A 21,712-nucleotide genomic window follows, 5' to 3' on the forward strand; every position below is an offset into this window, starting at 1 on the left:
TCGCGCACCGCGCTCCCATGGCTGACCCGCCCCCCATGTTGACCTGCACCGTACATCCGTTGCCCTACCATGCCAATCCCGCCCATTACTTCGCGGCGATCCGCCATGCGCCCGGCGCCGTCTTGCTCGACAGCGGCCGGCCCGAGGCCGAGCGCGGGCGTTACGACCTGCTCAGCGCCTGGCCGCTGGAGCAACTGGCGGTGTTGCCGGACGAGCGTGGCGCGGCGTTCCTGCAACGCCTGCGGGACAACCTGGCGCACCTGGGCGAAGCACAACTTCCGGCGGCGTGCGAACTGCCGTTTGCCGGCGGCCTGATCGGCTACCTGAGCTACGACTTCGGCCGCCACCTGGAACAGCTGCCCAATCAGGCGCGGGACGACCTGCAACTGCCCGATGCGCGTTTCGGCCTGTATGCCTGGGCGCTGATCAGCGATCACCAGCAAGGCAGCAGCCAATTGGTGTTCCATCCCAGCGTCGAAGTCGCCGAGCGCGAACGGCTGATCCAGCTGTTCGGCCAGCCGGCCGCCCGGGACAGCAACGAATTCCAGCTCAAGGGCCCGATGACCGCGGACCTCACGGCCGACGCCTACCGCCAGGCCTTCGAACGTATCCAGCACTATATCCAGGCCGGTGACTGCTATCAGGTCAACTTCGCCCAGCGCTTCCGGGCTGACTGCCAGGGCGATCCGTGGGTCGCTTATTGCGCCTTGCGCGCCGCCTGCCCGACACCCTTCTCCGGCTTCCAGAGCCTGCCCGACCACGGCGCGGTGCTGAGCCTGTCACCGGAGCGCTTCGTCAAGGTGAGCCAGGGCCAGGTCGAGACACGCCCGATCAAGGGCACCCGCCCACGCGGCCGCGACGCGGCTGAAGACGCGGCCAACGCCGCCGAACTGCTGGCCAGCAGCAAGGACCGCGCGGAAAACCTGATGATCGTCGACCTGCTGCGCAACGATCTGGGGCGCACCTGCCGTATCGGTTCGGTACGGGTCCCGGAACTGTTCAGCCTGGAGAGTTACCCCAACGTGCACCATCTGGTGAGCAGCGTGACCGGGACCCTGGCCGACGACCGCGACGCCCTCGACCTGATCGCCGGCAGCTTTCCCGGCGGCTCGATCACCGGCGCGCCGAAGATCCGCGCCATGCAGATCATCGACGAGCTGGAACCGACCCGACGGGCGCTGTATTGCGGTTCGCTGCTGTACCTGGATGTGCGCGGCGAGATGGACAGCTCCATCGCCATCCGCAGCCTGCTGGTCAAGGATGGCCAGGTCAGTTGCTGGGGCGGCGGCGGCATCGTCGCCGATTCCGACTGGCAGGCGGAATACCAGGAGTCCATCACCAAGGTGAAGGTCTTGCTCGACACCCTGCAAAGCCTCTGAAGCCTGTGCCCGCAAGGGATCGTGCTTGAGCATGGGGCCGGCGCCGAAGGATTTTGTTACTATTCACCTATTCGAGCGCAAAGCGCCACTGACTGTAGGAACCGCCTGATGAGCCAACCGTTCGACGTCGCAGAACTCGCCGCGACATACGCTAACAAGTCCGCCCAGGACATTCTCAAGCTGGCCTTTTCCCAGTTTGGCGATGACCTGTGGATATCTTTCAGCGGCGCGGAAGACGTGGTGCTGGTGGACATGGCCTGGAAACTGAACAAGAACGTCAAGGTCTTCAGCCTCGACACCGGTCGCCTGCACCCGGAGACCTACCGCTTTATCGATCAGGTGCGCGAGCACTACAAGATCGATATCGAGCTGATCTCCCCGGATCACAATGAGCTCGAGCCGTTCGTCAAGGCCAAGGGCCTGTTCAGCTTCTACAAGGACAACCACGGCGAATGCTGCGGTATCCGCAAGATCGCGCCGCTGCGCCGCAAGTTGTCCGGGGTCAGCGCCTGGGCCACCGGCCAGCGTCGCGACCAGAGCCCGGGCACCCGCAGCCAGGTGGCGGCACTGGAAATCGACAGCGCCTTCTCCACCCCGGAACGCACCCTGTACAAGTTCAACCCGTTGGCACAGATGAGCAGCGAAGAGATCTGGGGTTATATCCGCATGCTCGAACTGCCCTACAACAGCCTGCATGAGCGCGGCTTTATCAGCATCGGCTGCGAGCCCTGCACCCGTCCGGTGCTGCCGAACCAGCACGAACGCGAAGGCCGCTGGTGGTGGGAGGAAGCCACGCAGAAGGAATGCGGCCTGCACTCGGGCAATCTGATCGCCAAGATCTGAGGAGTCCTGAACAGCGCAAAACCTGTGGGAGCGGAGCTTGCCCGCGAATAGGCCCTTGAGGCCGCCAAAAGCTTCGCGGCGGTACGGCGATCCGACAAGCTCCGCTCCCACAGTTTATGTGCCTCAAGCGCCTGACAGCGGGCACAAAAAAGCCCCGAACCAGTCGGGGCTTTTTCATGTTCGGGCGACTCAGTGCACCGGCAGCTCGACACCATCGAACAGCTCTTCCAGTTCCTGCTTGTTGTGGCACTGGATGGCCTTGGCCATGACCTCACGGGTCAGGTGCGGCGCAAACTTCTCGATGAAGTCGCACATGAAACCGCGCAGGAAAGTGCCGCGACGGAAACCGATCTTGGTCACGCTGGACTCGAACAACTCGCTGGCATCGAGCACCACCAGGTCCTTGTCGAGTACCGGGTCCACCGCCATCTTGGCGACGATACCAACGCCCAGGCCCAGGCGGACATAGGTCTTGATCACGTCGGCGTCCGCCGCGGTGAACACCACCTTGGGGGTCAGGCCGCGATGGCTGAAGGCCTCGTCCAGCTTGGAACGCCCGGTGAAACCGAACACGTAGGTGACGATCGGGTATTCGGCCAGAGTTTCCAGGGTCAGCTTCGGCAGCTTGGTCAGTGGGTGGCCCTGGGGCACGACCACGCAACGGTTCCAGCGATAGCACGGCATCATCACCAGATCGCCGAACAGCTCCAGGGCTTCGGTGGCAATGGCGAAATCCACGGTACCGTCGGCGGCCATCTCGGCGATCTGCATCGGCGAGCCCTGATGCATGTGCAGGGCCACGTCCGGGTATTGCTTGATAAAGCTGCTGATCACCGGCGGCAAGGCATAACGCGCCTGGGTGTGGGTGGTGGCGATCGACAGGGTGCCTTTCTTCTCGTTGGAGAATTCCTGGGCGATCTGCTTGATGCTCTCGACCTTGCGCAGGATCTCGCCGGCCGTGGTGATGATACGTTCACCGGCGGGCGTGACGCGGGTCAGGTGCTTGCCGCTACGGGCGAAGACTTCGACACCCAGCTCGTCTTCGAGGAGGCGGATCTGTTTGCTGATACCCGGCTGAGAGGTGTAAAGGCTTTGCGCGGTCGCGGAAACGTTGAGGTCGTGGTGCGCCACTTCCCAGATGTAGCGCAGTTGTTGAAGCTTCATATGTATCCCTCAAAGCAGGTAAACGCCGCAGTAACAGCGGCGATATATAACTATATGAATGGTTTGAAGAATAAATCTAGAACTTTTTTATCAAAACCCTGACTTTCCGACTCAGACATCGCCATAGCGACGGCGTTGCAACAGCGGTACCAGGTAAACCGGCACCTGGGCCAACTGCAGGACCCGCGCGGCGGTGCGCCCCAAATGCGCCTCGCTACCAGTACCATGGCTATGGCTGCCGACGATCAACAGGTCCACCGAGAGAGCCCGGGCCTGTTCGAGAATGACCTGCGAAGGATCGCCCTGGAGCACCTTGATCGACTGGATCATGCTCAGGTCCTGCAGCCCGTCGGCACACTCCTCGCGAAAGCTGTCGAGCACCCGCTGCTCAATGGTCGCCATCACGGTGTTAAGACCCTGGCTGTGAAATTCGTTCAATGCCTGCTCGTCCAGGTAGCTCTGCAACACCGACTCGGCGAACAACCCCATCGGCTCGACGGCGTGCACCACATACAAATCGGCCTTGAACGTCCGCGCCAACTCGAGGGCATGCTGCATGACATAAGGCGCATACAGACCGAGGTCGGTGGCGTACAACATCGAACGGATCATGGGGCCTCCTCGACTGCCAGAATGGCGGAGTTCAGTTGAGCTTAGCAGCGCCCCGCAGACCTCGGAGCACGGCTGGTCGGGCCGGCCCCGCTGCTCATCCTTGAAGAAACCCGATCTTGAAAACACCTGAAACCTGTAGGAACGTGGCTTGCCCGCGAAGAGGGCCGCATGATCGACGCAAGGCTCAAGGGCCTCTTCGCGGGCAAGCCCGACTCCTACAGGAGCGCATTCAATCCTGGCGATTGTTCGCGTCGATAAAGGCCAGGGCCTGGTACAGGGCTCGGATCTTCGGCAACTCGCAACCGGCGGCACTTGCCGCGGCCAGCGGACGCCCATAGACGGCGTCCAATTCAAGCGCCCGCTTATGGACAAAGTCGTGGTACATGCTCGGCCAGTAGTCCGGCATCTTCTCCGTCACCTTGAACAGGTGCTCGGCATAACCGACCGGCAGCTCATGACCGCAGGCCTGGGCACCCCGGACCACCTCGGCCATCAGCGCCTGGACCAGTTCGCGGCTGCTGTCATCGCTCATCAACGGCGTGGTGCTGGCCCGCAACAACACCGACAGACCGTTGTAAGGCACGTTCCACACCAGCTTCTGCCAGCGCGCCTGCTGCAGGTTGGCCATGGCCTGGGACTCGATGCCCGCCGCGTGGAACAGACCGGCCCCCTCTTCGACCAGAGCCTGGCGAGCCGTCGCATCATCGAGCAACGGACCACTGTGATAACCGATGTTCACCGCGCCGAGGGCCTGGTGCACGATGGTCCCGGGGCCGGCACGGTGCACGCAGATAAAGCACAGCCCGCCCAACAGATGCAGGGACTCGGGCAACAGCGCACGCAGTTCATCCTCCACATCGAGGCCGTTCTGCAGTACCAGCACCTTCGCCCCCGGTGCCGCGGCCTGGGCAATCAGCGGCGCGAGACTGGCGTTGCTGGTGGTCTTGGCGCCCACCAGCAACCAGTCGCAGGGCGGCATGTCGGCGGCCTGGGCATAGGCCTGCACATTCTGCAAATGCAGGGCACCGTGCACCGCACTGTCGATCCGCAAGCCGTCCCCAGCCACCGCCGAAAACTCGCTACGCAACAGAAAATGCACGTCAAAGCCGACCCGCGCCAGCATCACACCGTAATACCCACCGATCGCACCGGTGCCGATAATGCCGATACGCGGCCTGCTCGCTGAACCTGTCATGGCAACTCCTCTGGTACAAGACTCAAGGCCTGCCGAACCCCGTCGGCAAGCTCGTTCACGGCCAGGCGTGACTGCACAGCTCCATGAAAACCACCGTCCTTGACCACAAACAGCGCCGGCAGATGAAACACCCCGTAACGCTGCACCGCCCCGCCGTTGTCGCCCGCATCGATCCAGCACAAGCGCTCGACCGGCAAGGCCAGGGTCGGCAATACCTCCCGGGCGAAACGGCAGGAGGCACAGCCGACACTGGTGAATATCAGTAATGAAACACCTGGCAAGTCCAATAGATTCCGGTCGATATCAAAATCCGTCAACTCCAGGCTCTTCACTATACTGTTGGAAAGTTTTTCCACTGACCGACGCAGGGAGTCGTTGTTCATGGTGCGCTTTCTTCCTCATCCCGATGACGTTCCCGTCACATTGACCCTGTTTGAGCACTCCTGCATTTCTCTTCACCAACTCGACCGCATCAGCCTGGGCGGTGTCTCCTGCTATTCACCGCGTGGCTGGCGCAAAGGCTCGGCGTTGCAAATGTGTATTCCCAGCCTCGGTGCCAGCGCCTGTTATCCGGGCTACGTGGCCTGGTGCCTGAAACGCAAGCACGGCTACCGGGTGGGCATTGCCTTTGTCGACGAACAAACCCTGTTCGGCGCGCGCATGGGCGAGCAGGTCTGCCAGATCGAACGCTACCAGCGAACCCGCCAGCAACAAAGCAAAGATCGGCAAAACATCGAAGTCATCGCCCAGGAATGGGTTCGCGAACACGCCAGCGACTTCTCCCAAGCCAGCCTGGAGCGCCCTTATGTGCGAGCTTTACTCGATTAAACCGGCCAGGCCATTGCCCGCCCCCCGCCTAACGCGCTAAGGTTCGGCTCCCCGACGCGCTTAAATCTGCTGCGCTCCGCCGCGCGGGGATCGCTGGCGGCCGGCATCCGTGACCTGACGAGTAACACGATGGCTGATTTACCGATCAACGACCTTAACGTCGCCTCCAACGAGACGCTGATCACTCCCGATCAGCTCAAGCGTGATATTCCCCTGAGCGAGAGCGCCCTGCGCACCGTGACCAAAGGTCGCGAGGTGATCCGCAATATTCTCGATGGCACTGACCATCGCCTGTTCGTCGTCATCGGGCCTTGCTCGATCCACGACATCAAGGCTGCCCACGAATACGCCGAACGCCTGAAAGTCCTGGCCGCCGAAGTGTCCGACAGCCTCTACCTGGTGATGCGCGTGTATTTCGAGAAGCCGCGTACCACCGTCGGCTGGAAGGGCCTGATCAACGACCCTTACCTGGATGACTCCTTCAAGATCCAGGACGGCCTGCATATCGGTCGCAAGCTGCTGCTGGACCTGGCGGAAATGGGCCTGCCCACCGCCACCGAAGCCCTTGACCCGATCTCACCGCAGTACCTGCAGGATCTGATCAGTTGGTCGGCCATCGGCGCGCGCACCACCGAATCCCAGACCCACCGCGAAATGGCCTCGGGCCTGTCCTCGGCCGTGGGCTTCAAGAACGGTACCGACGGCGGCCTGACCGTGGCGATCAACGCCCTGCAGTCGGTATCCAGCCCCCATCGCTTCCTCGGCATCAACCAGGAAGGCGGCGTGTCCATCGTCACCACCAAGGGCAACGCCTACGGTCACGTGGTCCTGCGCGGCGGCAACGGCAAGCCGAACTATGACTCGGTCAGTGTCGCGGTCTGCGAACAGGCGCTGGCCAAGGCCAAGATCAAGGCCAACATCATGGTCGATTGCAGCCACGCCAACTCCAACAAGGACCCGGCCCTGCAACCGCTGGTGATGGAGAACGTCGCCAACCAGATCCTCGAAGGCAACCAGTCGATCATCGGCCTGATGGTCGAGAGCCACCTGAACTGGGGTTGCCAGGCGATTCCGAAAGACCTCGCCGACCTGCAATACGGCGTGTCGATCACCGATGCCTGCATCGACTGGAGCGCCACCGAAAAAACCCTGCGCAGCATGCATGCCAAGCTCAAGGACGTGTTGCCCAAGCGTCAGCGCGGCTGACCGGACACGCAGACGCGAAAACGCCGGGCATTGCCCGGCGTTTTTGTGTGCGTCGTGGACTCAGATCTTCGCGGCATGCCGCTGATGACGTTCCATGTAACGCTCGACATAGGAGCAGGAAGGAATCACCGTGTAACCCATCTGGTCGGCATAGGCCAGCGCCTGTTCGGTCAGCGCCGCCGCAATCCCGCGGCCGCGCAAGGCGTTCGGCACGAAGGTACGGTAGATATCCAGGGTCTGCTTACCCAGGTCCATATAGGTCAGGTAGGCACGATGACCGTCCACATTGGTCTCGAATTGATGACCTGCCTGGTCATGGTGGATGGACAACGCCTCGCTCATCACTACTCCTCGCGGGTCTTGGATTCTGACCCTACCTTACATGTTTTTCCGACGAAGGTATCATCCAGCTCTGTACGAAAAATCGATACAGCAGCCAAATCATCACAAATATCCTACGCCGCCCCGTGCCTGGTTGGACAACGAGAAGAGCCGACAGCTCCCGAACAAGTGGGCACCTGACAGATAGTAGGCGTCCTGCCCGCCCTGCTCAAGACACGCTCGTCATATGGTCCGACCGGCTCATGGTAGCCCGGCCAAACGGGCCCTTTCGCTGAAAAACCTGAACAGCGGCTGAAGATTGCCGGAATGTTATGTTGTAAGACGAACAGTGCTTCTTAAAGTCACTTTTCAATTGGCAAAGATGCCTCCCCGCCCTGCCGACGGTGGAAGAAAAGAGTCATTCGCCGCGACTAGCGCGACGCGTGTATGAGCAGTGGACAGTCCCTGTGACTGGCACACTAGTGCAGATTGGACTTGCCCAAAGCGCCCGAATCACGCCCGGTTGCTGCACATTTTTTATACAGGATGATGAAAAGTTAGCTGAAAATATTCTCTTCCAAAAATTTTTTTTGCTTCTTGCGTTACGTCAGTTTACTTACTACAAGTAATGGGTAGTATGTATGCCGACTATATCCCCACTCTGGGGAGATGGTTATTAATAGAAAGTCCTTGAAGGGGAACACGATGAACAACGTTCTGAAATTCTCTGCTCTGGCCCTGGCCGCCGTTCTGGCCACTGGTTGCAGCAGCGCATCCAAAGAAACTGAAGCCCGTCTGACTGCTACTGAAGACGCTTCTGCTCGTGCCCAGGCTCGTGCTGATGAAGCCTACCGCAAAGCTGATGAAGCTCTGGCTGCTGCTCAAAAAGCACAACAGACTGCTGACGAAGCTAACGAGCGCGCTCTGCGTATGCTCGAAAAAGCAAGCAAGAAGTAATAATCCCTCGGGGTTGTTATCAAGCCGATCCATTACTGGATCGGCTTTTTTTTGCCTGGCAGAAAGTGGTCGGCGCGCAGGCATAAAAAACCCGCCAGGGCCTCAAGGCCCGGGCGGGTCATTTACAACGCCCTTACTGCTGCAGATCGGGCGCGTTGGAGACCATCGACGGCGCACCTGGCACGGCGATTTCGGTCGGCAGGCCATCTTCGGCCGCTACCACGTCACGCACTTCATCCCAGTTGACCCGCAGGTTGTTCGCCAGGTCTTCACGCTTGAGCAAGGCATTGATCACCGCGGTGTGCTTGTCGACCACCGAAGGGTTGCCGTTGTCGTCCAGCGGTGTATGGGCTTCCAGGAACACCTTGCCGCCGCTCACGCCGAACTTGTAGGCATCGTTGATAATCCGCACCGAAGTGCCCACCGGCACCATGCCAGCCATCTCCAGCACGTTGTTGTTGTACATGCGGAAGCAACCGTGGCTGGTGCGGGTGCCGATGCCGAACTTCATGTTCGAACCGTGGATCAGATAGCCCGGCGTACCCAGGGTGAACTTGAACGGGCCCAGCGGATTGTCGGGACCGGCCGGCACCACGTTGGGCAGCGGATCACCCTCGGCGGCGTGCTCGGCCTTGATCGAGGCCGGCGGGGTCCAGGTCGGATTCGGGATCTTGGCGGTAATGGTGGTGTGGGCAACCGGCGAACCCCAGCCTTCGCGACCAATCCCCAGCGGGAAGGTGTAGACCACATTCCGGCCTTTCGGGAAGTAGTACAGGCGATATTCGGCCAGGTTGATCACGATGCCTTCGCGCGGGCCCGGCGGCAGGATGAAGCGGGTCGGCAGGACGATATCGGTCCCCGCGCCCGGCAACCAGGCATCGACGCCCGGGTTGGCCGCGACCATTTCCGAATAACCCAGGTCGTAGGTGGTCCCGAGGTCAGCGAAGGTGTCCTCGTACTTGGCCTTGATCACCTGGACCTGGCCGACGATGTCCTCGCCAGGCGGTGGCAGCGGCAGTTCCAGGGCCGAAACGGGACCTGCCACACAGAGGGCGGCAACAGACAGGCAACGGGTGACGGCGGGAAAGCGCGATAACATCCGGGACATCCTTCGCATGATCGACGTAAGTAAATAGACAGCAATTGTACACCGACAGCGCACCTGCAAGGGAGATGCCACGCCGGGACAATCGTAACGAGACAGGTACGGTACAGGTTGCCGGGGCTCAGAGCTCGAAGCGCAGTTCCGGCCAGATCGGCGGCGTACCGCGCTTCTGCGACTCGAGAATCGCCCGGCACAGGGGGCACAGGCGCTGGTCCTGGAAAATCGAGCGGTCCACCCCCGACCAGCGCGGCTGGGCCGGCAACAGCGTGCCGCACAGCGTGCGATCGGCCGAGCCGCCGAGTTCCAACTGCCGGGTGACCAGGTGCACGCGTACTTCCTGACAGGCGAACAGATCGAGCTGCTCGTCGGGTTCGATCAGTTGGTAGGCAAACAAGGACCAGGCGGGACGCTGCATCGGGGGCTCCAAATCGGGGCGCCACATTAGCCCAAAGCCGGCCGCTAGAAAAGCTCAAAGCAGCGGTTTCAACCTCGGCCAGACATTATCGAGCAACATCCCCTGCCCCGCGGGTGCCGGGTGAATCCCGTCAGCCTGCATCAGTTCGGGATGGCCGCCGATGCCTTCGAGGAAAAACGGCACCAGGGCGACGTGTTTTTCCTCGGCCAGCTCACCATAGACCTTGGCAAAGGCCTGGGTGTAGCGCTGACCATAATTGGGCGGAATCTGCATCCCCAGCAACAGCACTTTTGCACCCGTGGCCTGGGACTTGTCGATCATCGATGCAAGATTTTGTTTCAATTGCGCCGGCAGCTGCCCACGCAGGCCATCGTTGCCGCCCAACTCGAGCACCACCACCTGCGGTTTATGCTCTGCAAGCAGCGCCGGCAGCCGCGCCTGGCCCCCCGCACTGGTGTCGCCACTGATGGACGCATTGACCACCTGGTCGGCAAAACCCTCGGTCTTCAGACGCTTTTCCAGCAGGGCGACCCATCCCACGCGGGTATCCAGGCCGAAACCCGCGCTGATACTATCGCCCACGATCAGCACTGTACCCGCCGCCGCGTTCTGGGCCATGCACATCAAGGCCAGGCCGGCACTCAAAAACCACACTCGCATCGGATTCTCCATGGGCGAAAGTATTCTCACCGCGCAGAACCTTAGCAAAGTGGTTCCCAGCACGGAAGGTGAACTGACCATCCTGCACCCCTTGAGCCTGACATTGAACAAGGGCGACAGCCTGGCCATCGTCGGTGCCTCGGGTTCGGGCAAATCGACCCTGCTGGGCCTGCTCGCCGGCCTCGACCTGCCCAGCGCCGGCGAAGTCACCCTGGCCGGTCGGGCCCTGAGCACACTGGACGAAGACCAGCGCGCGCGGATCCGCGCCGAACACGTCGGTTTCGTGTTCCAGAGCTTCCAACTGCTGGACAGCCTCAATGCCCTGGAAAACGTCATGCTGCCCCTGGAGCTGGACGGCCGTAGCGACGCCCGCGAACGCGCCCGCGACCTGCTCGAACGGGTCGGCCTGGGCCAGCGCCTGACCCACTCGCCACGCCAGCTGTCCGGCGGCGAGCAGCAACGGGTGGCAATCGCCCGGGCCTTTGCCGCCGAACCCGATGTACTGTTCGCCGACGAACCCACCGGCAACCTCGACAGCCATACCGGCGAGCGCATCAGCGACCTGCTCTTCGAACTCAATCAGGAACGCGGCACCACCCTGGTGCTGGTGACCCACGACGAACGCCTGGCCCATCGCTGCCGGCGCCTGATCCGTCTTGACGCCGGCCATCTGGTCGGCCCCCTGGAGCCTTGATGGCACGCCTGCCGCTGTTGCGCCTGTTCAGCCTCGCCACACGCCAGCTCCTGCGCGATGCCCGCGCCGGTGAACTGCGGGTGCTGTTCTTCGCCTTGCTGGTGGCGGTCGCGGCCAGCACCGCCATCGGCTACTTCGGCGCGCGCCTGAACGGCGCGATGTTGCTGCGGGCCACCGAATTCCTCGCCGCCGACCTGGTGCTCGACGGCACCTCCGGCGCCCGTCCGGAACAGATCCAGGCCGGCCGCGACCTGGGGCTTGAACATGCGCGGGCGGTCGAGTTCTCCAGCGTGATCGCCACCGACAATGCTATCCAGCTGTCGAGCATCAAGGCCGCGGACGAACACTACCCGCTGCGCGGTGCACTCAAGAGCGCCGCCGAACCGTTCGGCGCCGAAACCGCCGGCGGTGGACCGGCACCCGGCGAGGCCTGGGTCGAAGCACGACTGTTGACCGCGCTGGACCTGAAGATCGGCGACAGCATCGACGTCGGCATGAAAACAGTGCGCCTGGCCCGGGTCCTGACCTATGAGCCGGATCGCTCCGTCAACTTCTACAGCCTGACCCCGCGGGTGCTGATCAACCTCGCCGACCTCGACGCCACCGGCGTGGTCCAGCCCGGCAGCCGGGTCGACTACCGCGAACTGTGGCGCGGTCCGGCGAACGCCCTGGCGACCTATCGCGAATCAATCACCCCCGGCCTGGCGGCGAACCAGCGCCTGCTCGATGCCCGCGACGGCAACCGGCAGATCGGCGGCGCCCTGGGCAAGGCCGAGCGTTACCTGAATATGGCCAGCCTGGTGGCGGTGCTGCTCTCCGGCGTCGCCGTGGCCCTCAGCGCCAGCCGTTTCGCCGCCCGGCGCTTCGACGCCAGTGCCCTGCTGCGCTGCCTGGGCCTGTCACGCCGGGAAACCATGACCCTGTTCAGCCTGCAACTGGCGATGCTCGGCGTGTTGGCCAGTGTCTGCGGCGCCCTGCTCGGCTGGCTGGCCCAACTGGGCCTGTTCGCCCTGCTCCATGACCTGCTGCCCGCCGACGTTCCGCCGGGCGGGCTGATGCCGGCGCTCGCCGGTATCGGCACCGGCCTGGTGGCGCTGGCCGGGTTCGCCCTGCCGCCCCTGGCCGCCCTCGGCCGGGTGCCGCCGCTGCGGGTACTGCGCCGCGACCTGCTGCCGATCCCGGCCAGCACCTGGCTGGTCTACGGCGCGGCCTTGCTCGCACTGGGCCTGATCATGTGGCGCCTGAGCCTGGACCTGCTGCTGACCTTCGCCCTGCTCGGTGGCGGGGTGATCGCCGCGCTGGTGCTCGGCGGACTGCTGCTGCTCGGCCTGCAAAGCCTGCGCCGACTGCTGGCCGGGGCCTCGTTGCCGTGGCGCCTGGGCCTGGGCCAGTTGCTGCGCCATCCGCTGGCGGCGGCCGGGCAGTCCCTGGCATTCGGCCTGATCCTGCTGTCCATGGCCCTGATCGCCCTGCTGCGCGGTGAATTGCTCGATACCTGGCAGAACCAGTTGCCGAAAAATGCACCGAACTATTTCGCCCTGAATATCCTGCCGGCGGACAAGGACGGTTTTCGCGACCACCTGATCCAGCTCGCGGCCAAGTCGGCGCCGATCTATCCGGTGGTGCCCGGCCGGCTGATCAGCATCAACGGCACCCCGGTGCAGGAGATCGTCAGCAAGGATTCCGGCGGCGATCGCGCCACCCAGCGCGACCTGAGCCTGACCTGGGCCGCCGACCTGCCGCCGGGTAACACCCTGACCGAAGGCAGTTGGTGGCCGGACAAACCCAGCGGGGACATTCCCGGTGTCTCGGTGGAAACCAAGGTTGCCCAGAGCCTGAAGCTCAAGCTCGGCGATCACCTGGTGTTCAGCGTCGGCGGGGCCAATCGCGAGGCCGTGGTCACCAGCCTGCGGACCATCAACTGGGACAACTTCCAGCCGAACTTCTTCATGATCTTCCAGCCCGGCACCCTGCAGGACTTGCCGGCGACCTACCTGACCAGCTTCTACCTGGCACCGGGGCACGACAAGGACGTCGTCGAACTGTCCCGGGCCTTCCCGGCAGTAACCATCTTGCAGGTGGAAGCCCTGCTGGAGCAGCTGCGCAGTATCCTGGCGCAGGTGACCATTGCCGTGGAGTACGTGCTGCTGTTCGTCCTGGCGGCGGGCATGGCCGTGCTGTTCTCCGGCTTGCAGGCGACCCTCGACGAACGCATCCGCCAAGGTGCGCTGCTGCGGGCACTGGGGGCCGAGCGAAAACTGCTGGTCAAGGCACGACGGATCGAGTTCGGCCTGCTGGGCGCGGCCAGCGGCCTGTTGGCAGCCCTCGGCACGGAACTGGTGAGCTGGGTGCTCTACAGGTTCGCCTTCGACCTGCCCTGGCACCTGCATCCCTGGCTGTTGCTGCTGCCGTTGATCGGTGCGGTGATGGTCGGCGGCGCCGGTGTGTTCGGCACCCGCCGGGCGCTGAATGTCAGCCCGCTGACAGTGCTGCGCGAGGGCTGATAGACTCAAGGTCTTGTTTCGCCAAGGGATACCAATGAGTCGCTACCGCCCACCCCGCACTGCCGGCACCGCCCTGATCACCCCCGAGGGCGAGGCCCGCATGCGCGCCGAGTTGCACGAGCTGTGGCATGTGCGCCGCCCCCAGGTCACCCAGTCGGTGAGCGAGGCGGCGGCCCAGGGCGATCGTTCGGAAAACGCCGAATACACCTATGGCAAGAAGATGCTGCGCGAGATCGACAGCCGCGTGCGCTTCCTGACCAAGCGTCTGGAAAGCCTGAAGGTGGTCGACGAACGGCCCAGCGACCTGAACAAGGTGTATTTCGGCGCCTGGGTCACCATCGAAGACGAAGACGGCAAGGAATCGCGCTATCGTATCGTCGGCCCGGACGAACTGGACCTCAAGCAGAACCTGATTAGTATCGATTCGCCACTGGCCCGGGCCCTGATCGGCAAGGCGCTGGATGCGGAGATCCGGGTGATGGCGCCCACTGGCGAGCAGTTGGTGTACGTCACCGCCATCGACTATCCCTGAACCTGCCGGCGGTCATGCCACCTGACGTCTCTAGCGCCGCGTGATCAACCCCTGCCGCGCAACGCGGGTCAGTTGGCGGATCACGGCTTGGGCGTGCTCGGCATCCGGCGCCTGGATCACCGCCAGATCAAAACTGTTATCGGCAAAGCGGGCCAAGGAGTCACCGTCCTCGACAAACTGGATCAGGAACGCCGAGGCGCGACCCTTGCGTCGTGGCCAGCCGTCGAGATAACGCAGCAGCGTGGGCTGGTGTGTACCGCCGAGGAGGATTTTAGGGTTGCGAAAAGGCAGATTCGCCGTGATGGGCGTCAGACGTACAACGGGGCGTGGGTTGTTCAAAGTGCGTGTCTCCACCTCAACGATCTGCCGGGCAGGTGTGAGGCAACACCGAACCAGCGCTTTAGCGGTATTTCGAAGCTTCTCTCAAGCTTCTGTCGGCGGTCTTTTGATCCACCTGGCGCCCCGCAAGTAGCTGTTTAAATCGGCGCATGTATTTATCCTAGAGAAGCCGGTGGCTGGCTGTCAAGAATCCTCCACAACGAACAAGCCCGCAAAAATGCGGGCTTGTCGTATTCGTGTGGGAGCCGGCTTGCTGGCGATGAGGCCAGTGAGCCTTGCATCGCCGAATCGGACGCTATCGCCGGCAAGCCAGCTCCAACAAAGGCTTGCGCTGTCGTCTGGATTCTACGAGCGGGCGATGGCCGCGTCCGCCGAGAGTTTGCCGGCCCCTTCGATCAGTACCGCGAGTGTCCCACCTAACAGGGCCAGGGCGAACTCATAACCATTGTTGGCCATGAACAGACCGTTGTGGATATGCACCGAGAAGATCGCCACCAGCAAGGTAAAGGTCAGGCCCAGCGCCGCCGGACGGGCCAACAGGCCGATGATCAGGGCCAGGCCGCCGAAGAACTCGGTGCCGCCCGCCAACAGGGCCATCAGGTGACCCGGTGCCAGGCCGATGCTCTCCATCCACTGCGCCGTGCCGGCCAGGCCGTAGCCGCCGAACAGACCGAAGAGCTTCTGCGAACCGTGGGCGGCAAAGATGATCCCGACAAAAATCCGCAGGACAGTCAGGCCATAACCGGCGCGGGTGCTCAGAACGCGATTGATCAAGGTGCTCATCGGTGAATCCTTTTTGATATAGGGGTTGATGGGCCTCATATTAATCAGTTTTTAAAATGTAAAAAGCGCAAAAAACCTGATAAAACAATCTAATTATTAGATTACTTCCGAGAGGCGATCTTCCTCGCATTCGGCTCCAGGGAGTCGCGCTCGCGGTCAAATGCCAGGTAATACTTGTTCACGCTGTTCACATAGTTCACCGCGTTCATCCCCACCTGCTCCATGGCAATGCGCTCGACCTGGAAGAACCACTGGTTGGGATTCAAGCCACGGCGACGGGCCTCCGCGCGCATGCCCTGGACCCGTTCCGGGCCCATGTTGTAGGCCGCCAGGACAAAGGCCATGCGCTCGCGTTCGTTGAGCTTGGGGCTGGCAAAGAACTTGCGCCGGATCATCGCCAGGTACTTGGCCCCGGCCTGCACATTGTTATCGACATTCTGGATATTGCCGACGCCGACCCGCTGCGCCGCCGAGGGGGTGATCTGTAGCAGTCCGGTCGCGCCGCTGGCACCCCGGGCGCCGGGATCCAGGGCCGATTCCTTGAAGGCCAGCGCCGCCAGGTTCAGCCAGTCGATGCCCTGGGCCTGGGCATGCCGTTGCAAGACCGGACGGAGCTTTTCCAGCTTCGCCCGATCACTGCGACTCAGCGGATAATGCACCTGGTACAGGCGTCGATAGATCCGCAGAAACGCCGTGTCCTGGTCCGAAGGGGCCTTGTAGGTCTTGAGAAAGCGGTCGATGCTCGCCCGCAGCATTGAAGCATTGTCGCGTACGAACCAGTGCATCTGCCCCGGCTCGCTGACCAGCACCTGCTTGTCGAAACGCAGCTTGGGCATGATCCGCGCCCAGCGTTCGGCAATCGGCTGCTCGACGACGGTCAGGTGAAAGATCCCGCCCTGGACCATCTCCAGCACATCCTCTGCCGCCAGACTCGGATCGACCCATTCGATCTTGACCGGCGGCAACTTGCGCAAGGCCAGTTTCTGGTTGATCTGGTTGACCGCCTCACCCGCGGCGCTGCCGGGGGTCAGGGCCAGGGTCCGGCCGGACAGTTGTTCAAAGCGGGTAAAGCGCTTCTCGCCTTTGAGCCCCACCAGCAGTAACGGCACCGTATTGCCGAGGGGATCGCTGGCGAGCACCGCGTGCCCAGGCTGGACTTCGAGCAATTCCCCTGGGGCTACCAGATCACCCTCCCCACGCTGCAAGGCGCCGAGCAGTTGGTCCTTGGCCTTGGGAATGATCTTGAGGGTGATCTCCTGGTTGTCGCGGGCCTGGCTGTTGAGGAACTGCTCAAAGGCGCGCAGGCGATGGTATTCGAGGCCAATGACCTCGCCCTGGACCTCGCCGCTGCTGTTGCGGCTCTGGTTGACCAATACCCGCAGGACCCGGCTGCTGCGAATCTCCGCGAGGTCACGGACCTTGCCCGGCTGGGCGATTTCCAACGGCCCGGCCAACCGCGCAAGCGCCGGCAACGGCAGCAGCAGGGACAGGCACAGCAGGAGCAACAGCGAGGGTCGCTTCTTCATCCGTTCTCCGGAAAGAATACTGCCCAGCCTCAGACGAAGGTGGCCTGAAGTCGAACAACTGAAATCGAGCGTCTTTTGAACGCGAAAAGTGCGAAAGACTGGGTACGGCACCGAGGTCATGCCAACCGATGTTTTCTTCCGGCTTTAAGAGACAGTCATAACTCGTTGTAGTTCTTGATTTTTATTATAAATCTACAGCTCTGGTATGCTTTTCGGCCTGTGGCCTGAGGTAGCACCATGCAACTCATCGATATCGGCGTCAACCTGACCAACCCCGGTTTTGCCGGCAAACAGCAGGAAATACTCGACCGTGCCTATGCCGCCGGAGTCTGCCAACTGATTGTGACAGGCACTAGTCTGGAGGCCAGCGAACAGGCGCTGGAGCTGTGCCGGGAGCTGGATCAGAGCGGTCAGCGGCTGTTCGCCAGCGCTGGCATCCACCCCCATTCCGCCAGTGACTGGAGGGCCGGCAGCGCCGCTCGTCTGAAAGCCCTGCTGATGGAACCGAACGTCTGCGCGGTCGGCGAATGCGGGCTGGATTTCAACCGCGATTTCTCCCCGCGCCCGCAACAGGAAAAAGTCCTCGAGGAACACCTGGCCCTGGCCGTGGAGTTGCAGCGTCCGGTGTTCCTCCATGAGCGCGATGCCAACGTCCGTTTGCTGGAGATCCTGCGGGACTACCGCGACCACCTGCCCGCCGCCGTGGTGCACTGTTTCACCGGCGAGCAGAAGGCGCTGTTCAGCTATCTCGACCTGGACCTGCATATCGGCATCACCGGCTGGATCTGCGATGAGCGTCGTGGCACCCACCTGCACCCACTGGTGCGGGAGATTCCCCGGGGCCGCCTGATGCTCGAAAGCGACGCGCCCTACCTGCTGCCGCGCAGCCTGCGGCCCAAGCCGAAGAACGGCCGCAATGAGCCGGCATACCTGGGCGAAGTGCTGCGTGAAGTGGCCCTGCACCGCGACGAAAGCCAGGAAGACCTGGCTGCCCACACCAGCGCCTGCGCCCGCGCGTTCTTCAATTTGCCGGGCCTCGACTGAAGCGGCATTGACCCATATCAACAATTGCCTCCCTGAGTAGCGGCACAATAATGGCACCTTGCCAAAACTGTTTCCGCCCTATCAGGGAAGACCCACCATGCGTGCCTGGCTTAGCAATATCTCGCTGAAATACAAGTTCTGGGCCGTGAACGCGGTCGCGTTTGTCACCACCCTGTTTCTGGTGCTGTACGCCGTGCAGTTGGAACAACAGGCCCGCACCGACGCCTCCCGCGCCGCGGTCCAGGCCCAGGCTCACTTGCTCGCCGCCTGGCCCGAAGACAAGGCCTGGCCCGAGGCCGACAACCTGCTGCCGTTCAAGGCCGGTGAAACGCCGACCCTCAAGGGGCAGATGTTGCCGCGTCTCAAGGACGCCAACGGCTGGGTCGCTTACGACTATATGCCACTGTTCGGCGACAACCCGCTGCTCGGCGCACAAGTGCTCGGCCGTGGCGAACAGCAGGTCGCCGTACTCGCCTATGCGCCAAGCCTGGCCCAGGTGTTCAGCGAACGTTTCGCCAACTATGCGGTGGCCGTGTTCATCCTGATGCTGGCGATGCTCGGCGCCTCGCAGTTGCTGATCCGCTTCCTGCTCAGCCAGCTCAATACCCTCAAGGACGTGATGCTCCACGTGGAGAAGACCGGCGACCTCTCGGCCCGTGTGCCATTGGCCGGCAAGGACGAAGTCGGACAAATGGCCAGCGCCTTCAATGCCATGCAAGCCGGCTATCAGCGGGTGGTCGGCACGGTGGCGCGCACGGCGGCGCAACTGGATGTCGGCGCCGCGCGCCTGGCCTCGAGCATGAACGACGTGCGCCACGGCATGCTCGGCCAGCAGAGCGAAACCGACCAGGCCGCCACGGCCATCAACGAAATGTCAGCCACGGTCTATCACATCGCCCAGCACGCCGGCGCCACCCGTGACCTGTCGAAAACCGCCGACGACCTGGCCGGCAGCGGGCACGTCGTAGTCAACCGGGTCCAGCAATCGATCACCGGGCTGTCCAGCGGCGTGCAGCAGACCGCGACGATGATCCAGCAACTGGCCGAGGACAGCCAGAAGATCAATGGCGTGGTCAGCGTCATCCACAGCATCGCCGAGCAGACCAACCTGCTGGCACTGAACGCCGCCATCGAAGCGGCCCGGGCCGGGGAAATGGGTCGGGGTTTCGCGGTGGTCGCCGATGAGGTGCGCAACCTGGCCAAGCGCGTACAGAGTTCCACCGACGAGATCACCACCATGGTCTCCGCCTTGCAGGCCGGCACCCGCGACGCCGTGGACTTTATGCAGGAAAGCTCGTTCAAGGCCGACGACTGCGTGCAACAGGCCCAGGAAGCCGGGGAAGCGCTGGCGCAGATCACCAGCGCGGTGGCCCAGATGCGCGAAAGCAACACCCAGATCGCCGTGGCCGCCGAACAGCAGAGCCAGGTCGCGGAAGAAATGAACCGGGCGGTGGTGAGCATCCGCGACGTGACCGAGAACACCGTGCAACAGACCGTGGACTCGGCCACCACCAGCCATGACCTGGCGAAGCTGGCGGGAGAGCTGAGCAAGGCGATTGGCCAGCTCAAACTATAGGATCGATAGGAAGAGTTGATTCGCCCGGAAAGCTGGCCGGGCTTACTCTCTGTTCACCGACTACACGAACAGAGGACACGATCATGGGCCAACGTCACCCCAACTTCCCCGCCTGGCAATGGCGGGTTGCCCCCCAAGCTTCGAACGATGGCACCCGCGAAGGCATGCAACTGCTGGCGCTGGCCCTGTTCGCACTGTCCTTCCTGCTGGTGAGTTCCGGCGTGTTCGCGCAGAACCCGACCAACTTCGCCGTTGGCGTGCTGGGCCTGGTGGCCGCATTCAGCCTGCGCAGCAAAGGTCAAAGCCTGGCACTGGAAGCCTGAGCCAGCACCGTTCCCCTGAAGGCCGGCTTGCCGGCCTCAGGCAAACACGGTAACGGTCTGCCGGCTCAATGCGATCAGCCGTCCATCGGCGCTCCACAACGCCGCCGCCACATGGCCATAGCCGTCGCGGGCATGCTCGATCACCGCGCGGTATTTGCACCAGTCCAGGGTATCGAGTTCCAGCAATGGCTGGACGAACTCCACCGTCCAGGTCAGGGTGCTGCCGGCCGCCGGTTTGCCCAGGTGTGACAACACCGCCGGCGGCCAGGCATCCACCAGGGCCAGCAAGTGCGCCTCGGTCAGCGGCTCTTGCCGGACATCCCCACGCAGTTGCACCCAGCCGCCCATCTCGCGGGATTTGTTACCGGTAAAAGGCATGCCACCCACGCCCCAGCGCATCGCCAGATTACGCATGAACTCCGGCATCACTCCCGGGATATAGGGCGCCTCCGGGCATTCGTCCCAATGCTTGAACGCGGGTGCCGGCTCAGCCGCCACCTCCACCACCGATTCCCGCGACGCGCCAAAGCTACCCTGAACCAACGTCACCACCTGGCCATTTTGCATGGCCCGGCCCAGCACCTGGCTGACCGCCTTGCCCTCGCGCAGCACCTCGACTTCAAAATCGATGGGCACCCCAGGCTCGGCCGGCCCGACAAAAGTGATCGCCAGCGAACGTACCGGCCGCTCGGCCGGTACCCGGGCGCGCATCGCCTCGTATTGCAGCGCCACCATCAGGCCGCCAAACGTGGCGCGCCCCTGCGCCCACTCGGCAGGAATGGAAAGCCCCTTGGGCTCGCGGCGAACCGCATCGAGCAAATCTGAAAAGCGCATGCTGACCTCAGCTGGAAAAAATCCTACAGAATAGTAACCAGCTCATTCGCAGCACACAGCACTCATACCGGCCAAAGCAGCGGTCAAACAAGCCGTCGGCACTCAGCTGAAACAGGTCTCGCTCAACCGATCCAGCACCCGGTCGGCCTTGTTCTCGGCCAGGGCCATGGTCCTGCGCCAACCCGTCACACAGGATTGCAGGTCCGGCTCCTGTTCCGCCCGCAACAACCATTGCCAGCAATCATGCCAATCACCCAGCGCTTCCTGGGCCGACTTCAAGGATTTCAAGGCTGGCGCCGGCAAGCGGTTCAGATGCGGATAGGCTTCGGCGGCGTAACGTACGCGCTTGATCAACAGCCGCAACCGATGGCGGTCATGCAGCGGGTCATGCAAGGCTTCATCCAGCGCCTCCCACTGTTTGGCCAAGCGCTTTTCGATGCGTTTGTGCAGGCCCTTCAACAGGCCCTGGTGTTGCGAAGCCCGGAGAAAACGCGGAAAGGCATCGAGCACACTGAACAGCTGTTTCAGTTCGGGACTACGCGCCACGGCCCAGTAATCATCGGACAACTGTTCCGTACGCCGCGCCGCCGCCACATGATGCCCCTGCCGATGCAGGTAGGCGGCCAGCACTTCACGATCGCGAATCGGCGTGGTCAGGCTGCCGACCTGCTGCGCCGCCTGCTCGACCTGTTCGACACCCGGCAAGCCACGCAACGGCCGCAACAAACTGCGCAGACGCCGTACCGTAGTGCGTAAATCATGCAGGCCCTCCTCGTCGGTCAGCGCATCCACCCGCGCATGACAGGCCAACAAGCGCACTTCCAGGCTCAGGACCTGAACCACCAATTCATCCACCAGGGCAGACATTCGAC

Annotated in this window: 24 protein-coding genes; 11 read left to right on the top strand and 13 right to left on the bottom strand. The window is 62.8% G+C overall.

Annotated features, from left to right (window positions below; all coding sequences use genetic code 11):
* Nucleotides 1-35 precede the first annotated feature (35 nt).
* Nucleotides 36-1,379, top strand: coding sequence for an aminodeoxychorismate synthase component I (pabB, locus tag HX830_RS11935; RefSeq protein WP_177100420.1), 1,344 nt, complete (start codon nt 36-38; stop codon nt 1,377-1,379).
* 108 nt (nt 1,380-1,487) lie between these two features.
* A complete protein-coding gene (locus HX830_RS11940; protein WP_100940816.1) occupies nt 1,488-2,222 on the top strand; it encodes a phosphoadenylyl-sulfate reductase in 735 nt (244 codons plus the stop codon).
* Between the two features lie 189 nt (nt 2,223-2,411).
* Here HX830_RS11940 and cysB read toward each other — a convergent pair whose 3' ends face one another.
* The 4 genes from cysB to HX830_RS11960 all read right to left on the bottom strand — a co-directional run bounded on the left by cysB (nt 2,412) and on the right by HX830_RS11960 (nt 5,576).
* Nucleotides 2,412-3,386 carry an HTH-type transcriptional regulator CysB gene (gene cysB, locus HX830_RS11945; protein ID WP_040065465.1) on the bottom strand — a complete coding sequence of 325 codons (975 nt, stop codon included), beginning with the start codon at nt 3,384-3,386 and terminating at the stop codon, nt 2,412-2,414.
* A gap of 111 nt (nt 3,387-3,497) precedes the next feature.
* On the bottom strand, nt 3,498-3,998 hold the full coding sequence (locus HX830_RS11950; protein ID WP_103497650.1) for a universal stress protein: 501 nt from the start codon (nt 3,996-3,998) through the stop codon (nt 3,498-3,500).
* Between the two features lie 229 nt (nt 3,999-4,227).
* Nucleotides 4,228-5,193 carry a putative 2-dehydropantoate 2-reductase gene (locus HX830_RS11955; protein ID WP_177100345.1) on the bottom strand — a complete coding sequence of 322 codons (966 nt, stop codon included), beginning with the start codon at nt 5,191-5,193 and terminating at the stop codon, nt 4,228-4,230.
* Nucleotides 5,190-5,576: a thioredoxin family protein gene (locus tag HX830_RS11960; protein ID WP_177100347.1), complete on the bottom strand. Its 387-nt coding sequence runs from the start codon at nt 5,574-5,576 to the stop codon at nt 5,190-5,192. Before HX830_RS11960 ends, HX830_RS11955 begins: the two co-directional genes overlap by 4 nt.
* On the opposite strand from HX830_RS11960, the gene HX830_RS11965 reads away from it, so the two are divergent.
* Nucleotides 5,575-6,021, top strand: a complete 447-nt coding sequence (locus HX830_RS11965) for a PilZ domain-containing protein (protein ID WP_103497653.1) — start codon at nt 5,575-5,577, stop codon at nt 6,019-6,021. The genes HX830_RS11960 and HX830_RS11965 overlap by 2 nt on opposite strands.
* A gap of 129 nt (nt 6,022-6,150) precedes the next feature.
* Nucleotides 6,151-7,227, top strand: coding sequence for a 3-deoxy-7-phosphoheptulonate synthase (locus HX830_RS11970; protein WP_103497654.1), 1,077 nt, complete (start codon nt 6,151-6,153; stop codon nt 7,225-7,227).
* A 60-nt stretch (nt 7,228-7,287) separates the two neighbouring features.
* Here the strand turns inward: HX830_RS11970 and HX830_RS11975 are convergent, their stop codons facing one another.
* Nucleotides 7,288-7,569 (bottom strand): GNAT family N-acetyltransferase, encoded by a 282-nt coding sequence (locus tag HX830_RS11975; RefSeq protein WP_040065473.1) that lies wholly within the window; start codon nt 7,567-7,569, stop codon nt 7,288-7,290.
* Between the two features lie 684 nt (nt 7,570-8,253).
* Between HX830_RS11975 and oprI the strand changes: the two genes are divergently transcribed.
* Complete coding sequence (gene oprI, locus HX830_RS11980; RefSeq protein ID WP_100940823.1) at nt 8,254-8,505, top strand: outer membrane lipoprotei OprI; 252 nt, start codon at nt 8,254-8,256, stop codon at nt 8,503-8,505.
* A 133-nt stretch (nt 8,506-8,638) separates the two neighbouring features.
* On the opposite strand, the gene HX830_RS11985 is transcribed toward oprI, so the two are convergent.
* From HX830_RS11985 to HX830_RS11995, 3 genes are all read right to left on the bottom strand, one after another.
* On the bottom strand, nt 8,639-9,604 hold the full coding sequence (locus HX830_RS11985; protein ID WP_103497655.1) for a L,D-transpeptidase family protein: 966 nt from the start codon (nt 9,602-9,604) through the stop codon (nt 8,639-8,641).
* A gap of 127 nt (nt 9,605-9,731) precedes the next feature.
* Nucleotides 9,732-10,025: a hypothetical protein gene (locus tag HX830_RS11990; protein WP_100940825.1), complete on the bottom strand. Its 294-nt coding sequence runs from the start codon at nt 10,023-10,025 to the stop codon at nt 9,732-9,734.
* A gap of 54 nt (nt 10,026-10,079) precedes the next feature.
* Nucleotides 10,080-10,685 (bottom strand): arylesterase, encoded by a 606-nt coding sequence (locus tag HX830_RS11995; protein ID WP_103497656.1) that lies wholly within the window; start codon nt 10,683-10,685, stop codon nt 10,080-10,082.
* 10 nt (nt 10,686-10,695) lie between these two features.
* Here HX830_RS11995 and HX830_RS12000 point away from each other — a divergent pair, with 10 nt between their 5' ends.
* The 3 genes from HX830_RS12000 to greB are packed head-to-tail and all read left to right on the top strand — an operon-like array spanning nt 10,696 to nt 14,415.
* Nucleotides 10,696-11,379, top strand: coding sequence for an ABC transporter ATP-binding protein (locus HX830_RS12000; RefSeq protein ID WP_103497657.1), 684 nt, complete (start codon nt 10,696-10,698; stop codon nt 11,377-11,379).
* On the top strand, nt 11,379-13,883 hold the full coding sequence (locus tag HX830_RS12005; protein ID WP_152737162.1) for an ABC transporter permease: 2,505 nt from the start codon (nt 11,379-11,381) through the stop codon (nt 13,881-13,883). The genes HX830_RS12000 and HX830_RS12005 overlap by 1 nt, the downstream gene beginning before the upstream one ends.
* Nucleotides 13,884-13,917: 34 nt before the next feature.
* Nucleotides 13,918-14,415 (top strand): transcription elongation factor GreB, encoded by a 498-nt coding sequence (gene greB / locus HX830_RS12010; RefSeq protein ID WP_103498635.1) that lies wholly within the window; start codon nt 13,918-13,920, stop codon nt 14,413-14,415.
* A gap of 30 nt (nt 14,416-14,445) precedes the next feature.
* Here the strand turns inward: greB and HX830_RS12015 are convergent, their stop codons facing one another.
* The 3 genes from HX830_RS12015 to HX830_RS12025 form a co-directional block, all read right to left on the bottom strand.
* Complete coding sequence (locus HX830_RS12015; protein ID WP_177100349.1) at nt 14,446-14,754, bottom strand: class I SAM-dependent methyltransferase; 309 nt, start codon at nt 14,752-14,754, stop codon at nt 14,446-14,448.
* 345 nt (nt 14,755-15,099) lie between these two features.
* Nucleotides 15,100-15,537: a DoxX family protein gene (locus HX830_RS12020; RefSeq protein WP_100940830.1), complete on the bottom strand. Its 438-nt coding sequence runs from the start codon at nt 15,535-15,537 to the stop codon at nt 15,100-15,102.
* 101 nt (nt 15,538-15,638) lie between these two features.
* Nucleotides 15,639-17,063 (bottom strand): transglycosylase SLT domain-containing protein, encoded by a 1,425-nt coding sequence (locus HX830_RS12025; protein ID WP_177100351.1) that lies wholly within the window; start codon nt 17,061-17,063, stop codon nt 15,639-15,641.
* Nucleotides 17,064-17,300: 237 nt separating this feature from the next.
* On the opposite strand from HX830_RS12025, the gene HX830_RS12030 reads away from it, so the two are divergent.
* The 3 genes from HX830_RS12030 (at nt 17,301) to HX830_RS12040 (ending at nt 20,006) form a co-directional block, all read left to right on the top strand.
* Nucleotides 17,301-18,107 carry a TatD family hydrolase gene (locus tag HX830_RS12030; protein WP_177100354.1) on the top strand — a complete coding sequence of 269 codons (807 nt, stop codon included), beginning with the start codon at nt 17,301-17,303 and terminating at the stop codon, nt 18,105-18,107.
* 97 nt (nt 18,108-18,204) lie between these two features.
* Nucleotides 18,205-19,683: a methyl-accepting chemotaxis protein gene (locus tag HX830_RS12035; RefSeq protein ID WP_177100355.1), complete on the top strand. Its 1,479-nt coding sequence runs from the start codon at nt 18,205-18,207 to the stop codon at nt 19,681-19,683.
* An 83-nt stretch (nt 19,684-19,766) separates the two neighbouring features.
* Nucleotides 19,767-20,006 (top strand): terminase, encoded by a 240-nt coding sequence (locus tag HX830_RS12040; RefSeq protein ID WP_177100357.1) that lies wholly within the window; start codon nt 19,767-19,769, stop codon nt 20,004-20,006.
* A 36-nt stretch (nt 20,007-20,042) separates the two neighbouring features.
* Here HX830_RS12040 and HX830_RS12045 read toward each other — a convergent pair whose 3' ends face one another.
* Nucleotides 20,043-20,840, bottom strand: a complete 798-nt coding sequence (locus HX830_RS12045) for an acyl-CoA thioesterase (protein ID WP_177100359.1) — start codon at nt 20,838-20,840, stop codon at nt 20,043-20,045.
* A gap of 102 nt (nt 20,841-20,942) precedes the next feature.
* Nucleotides 20,943-21,707, bottom strand: coding sequence for a CHAD domain-containing protein (locus HX830_RS12050; protein ID WP_152737167.1), 765 nt, complete (start codon nt 21,705-21,707; stop codon nt 20,943-20,945).
* Nucleotides 21,708-21,712 lie beyond the last annotated feature (5 nt).

Source organism: Pseudomonas gingeri, assembly GCF_013385425.1.
In the GTDB taxonomy this organism is placed as follows: domain Bacteria; phylum Pseudomonadota; class Gammaproteobacteria; order Pseudomonadales; family Pseudomonadaceae; genus Aquipseudomonas; species Aquipseudomonas gingeri_D.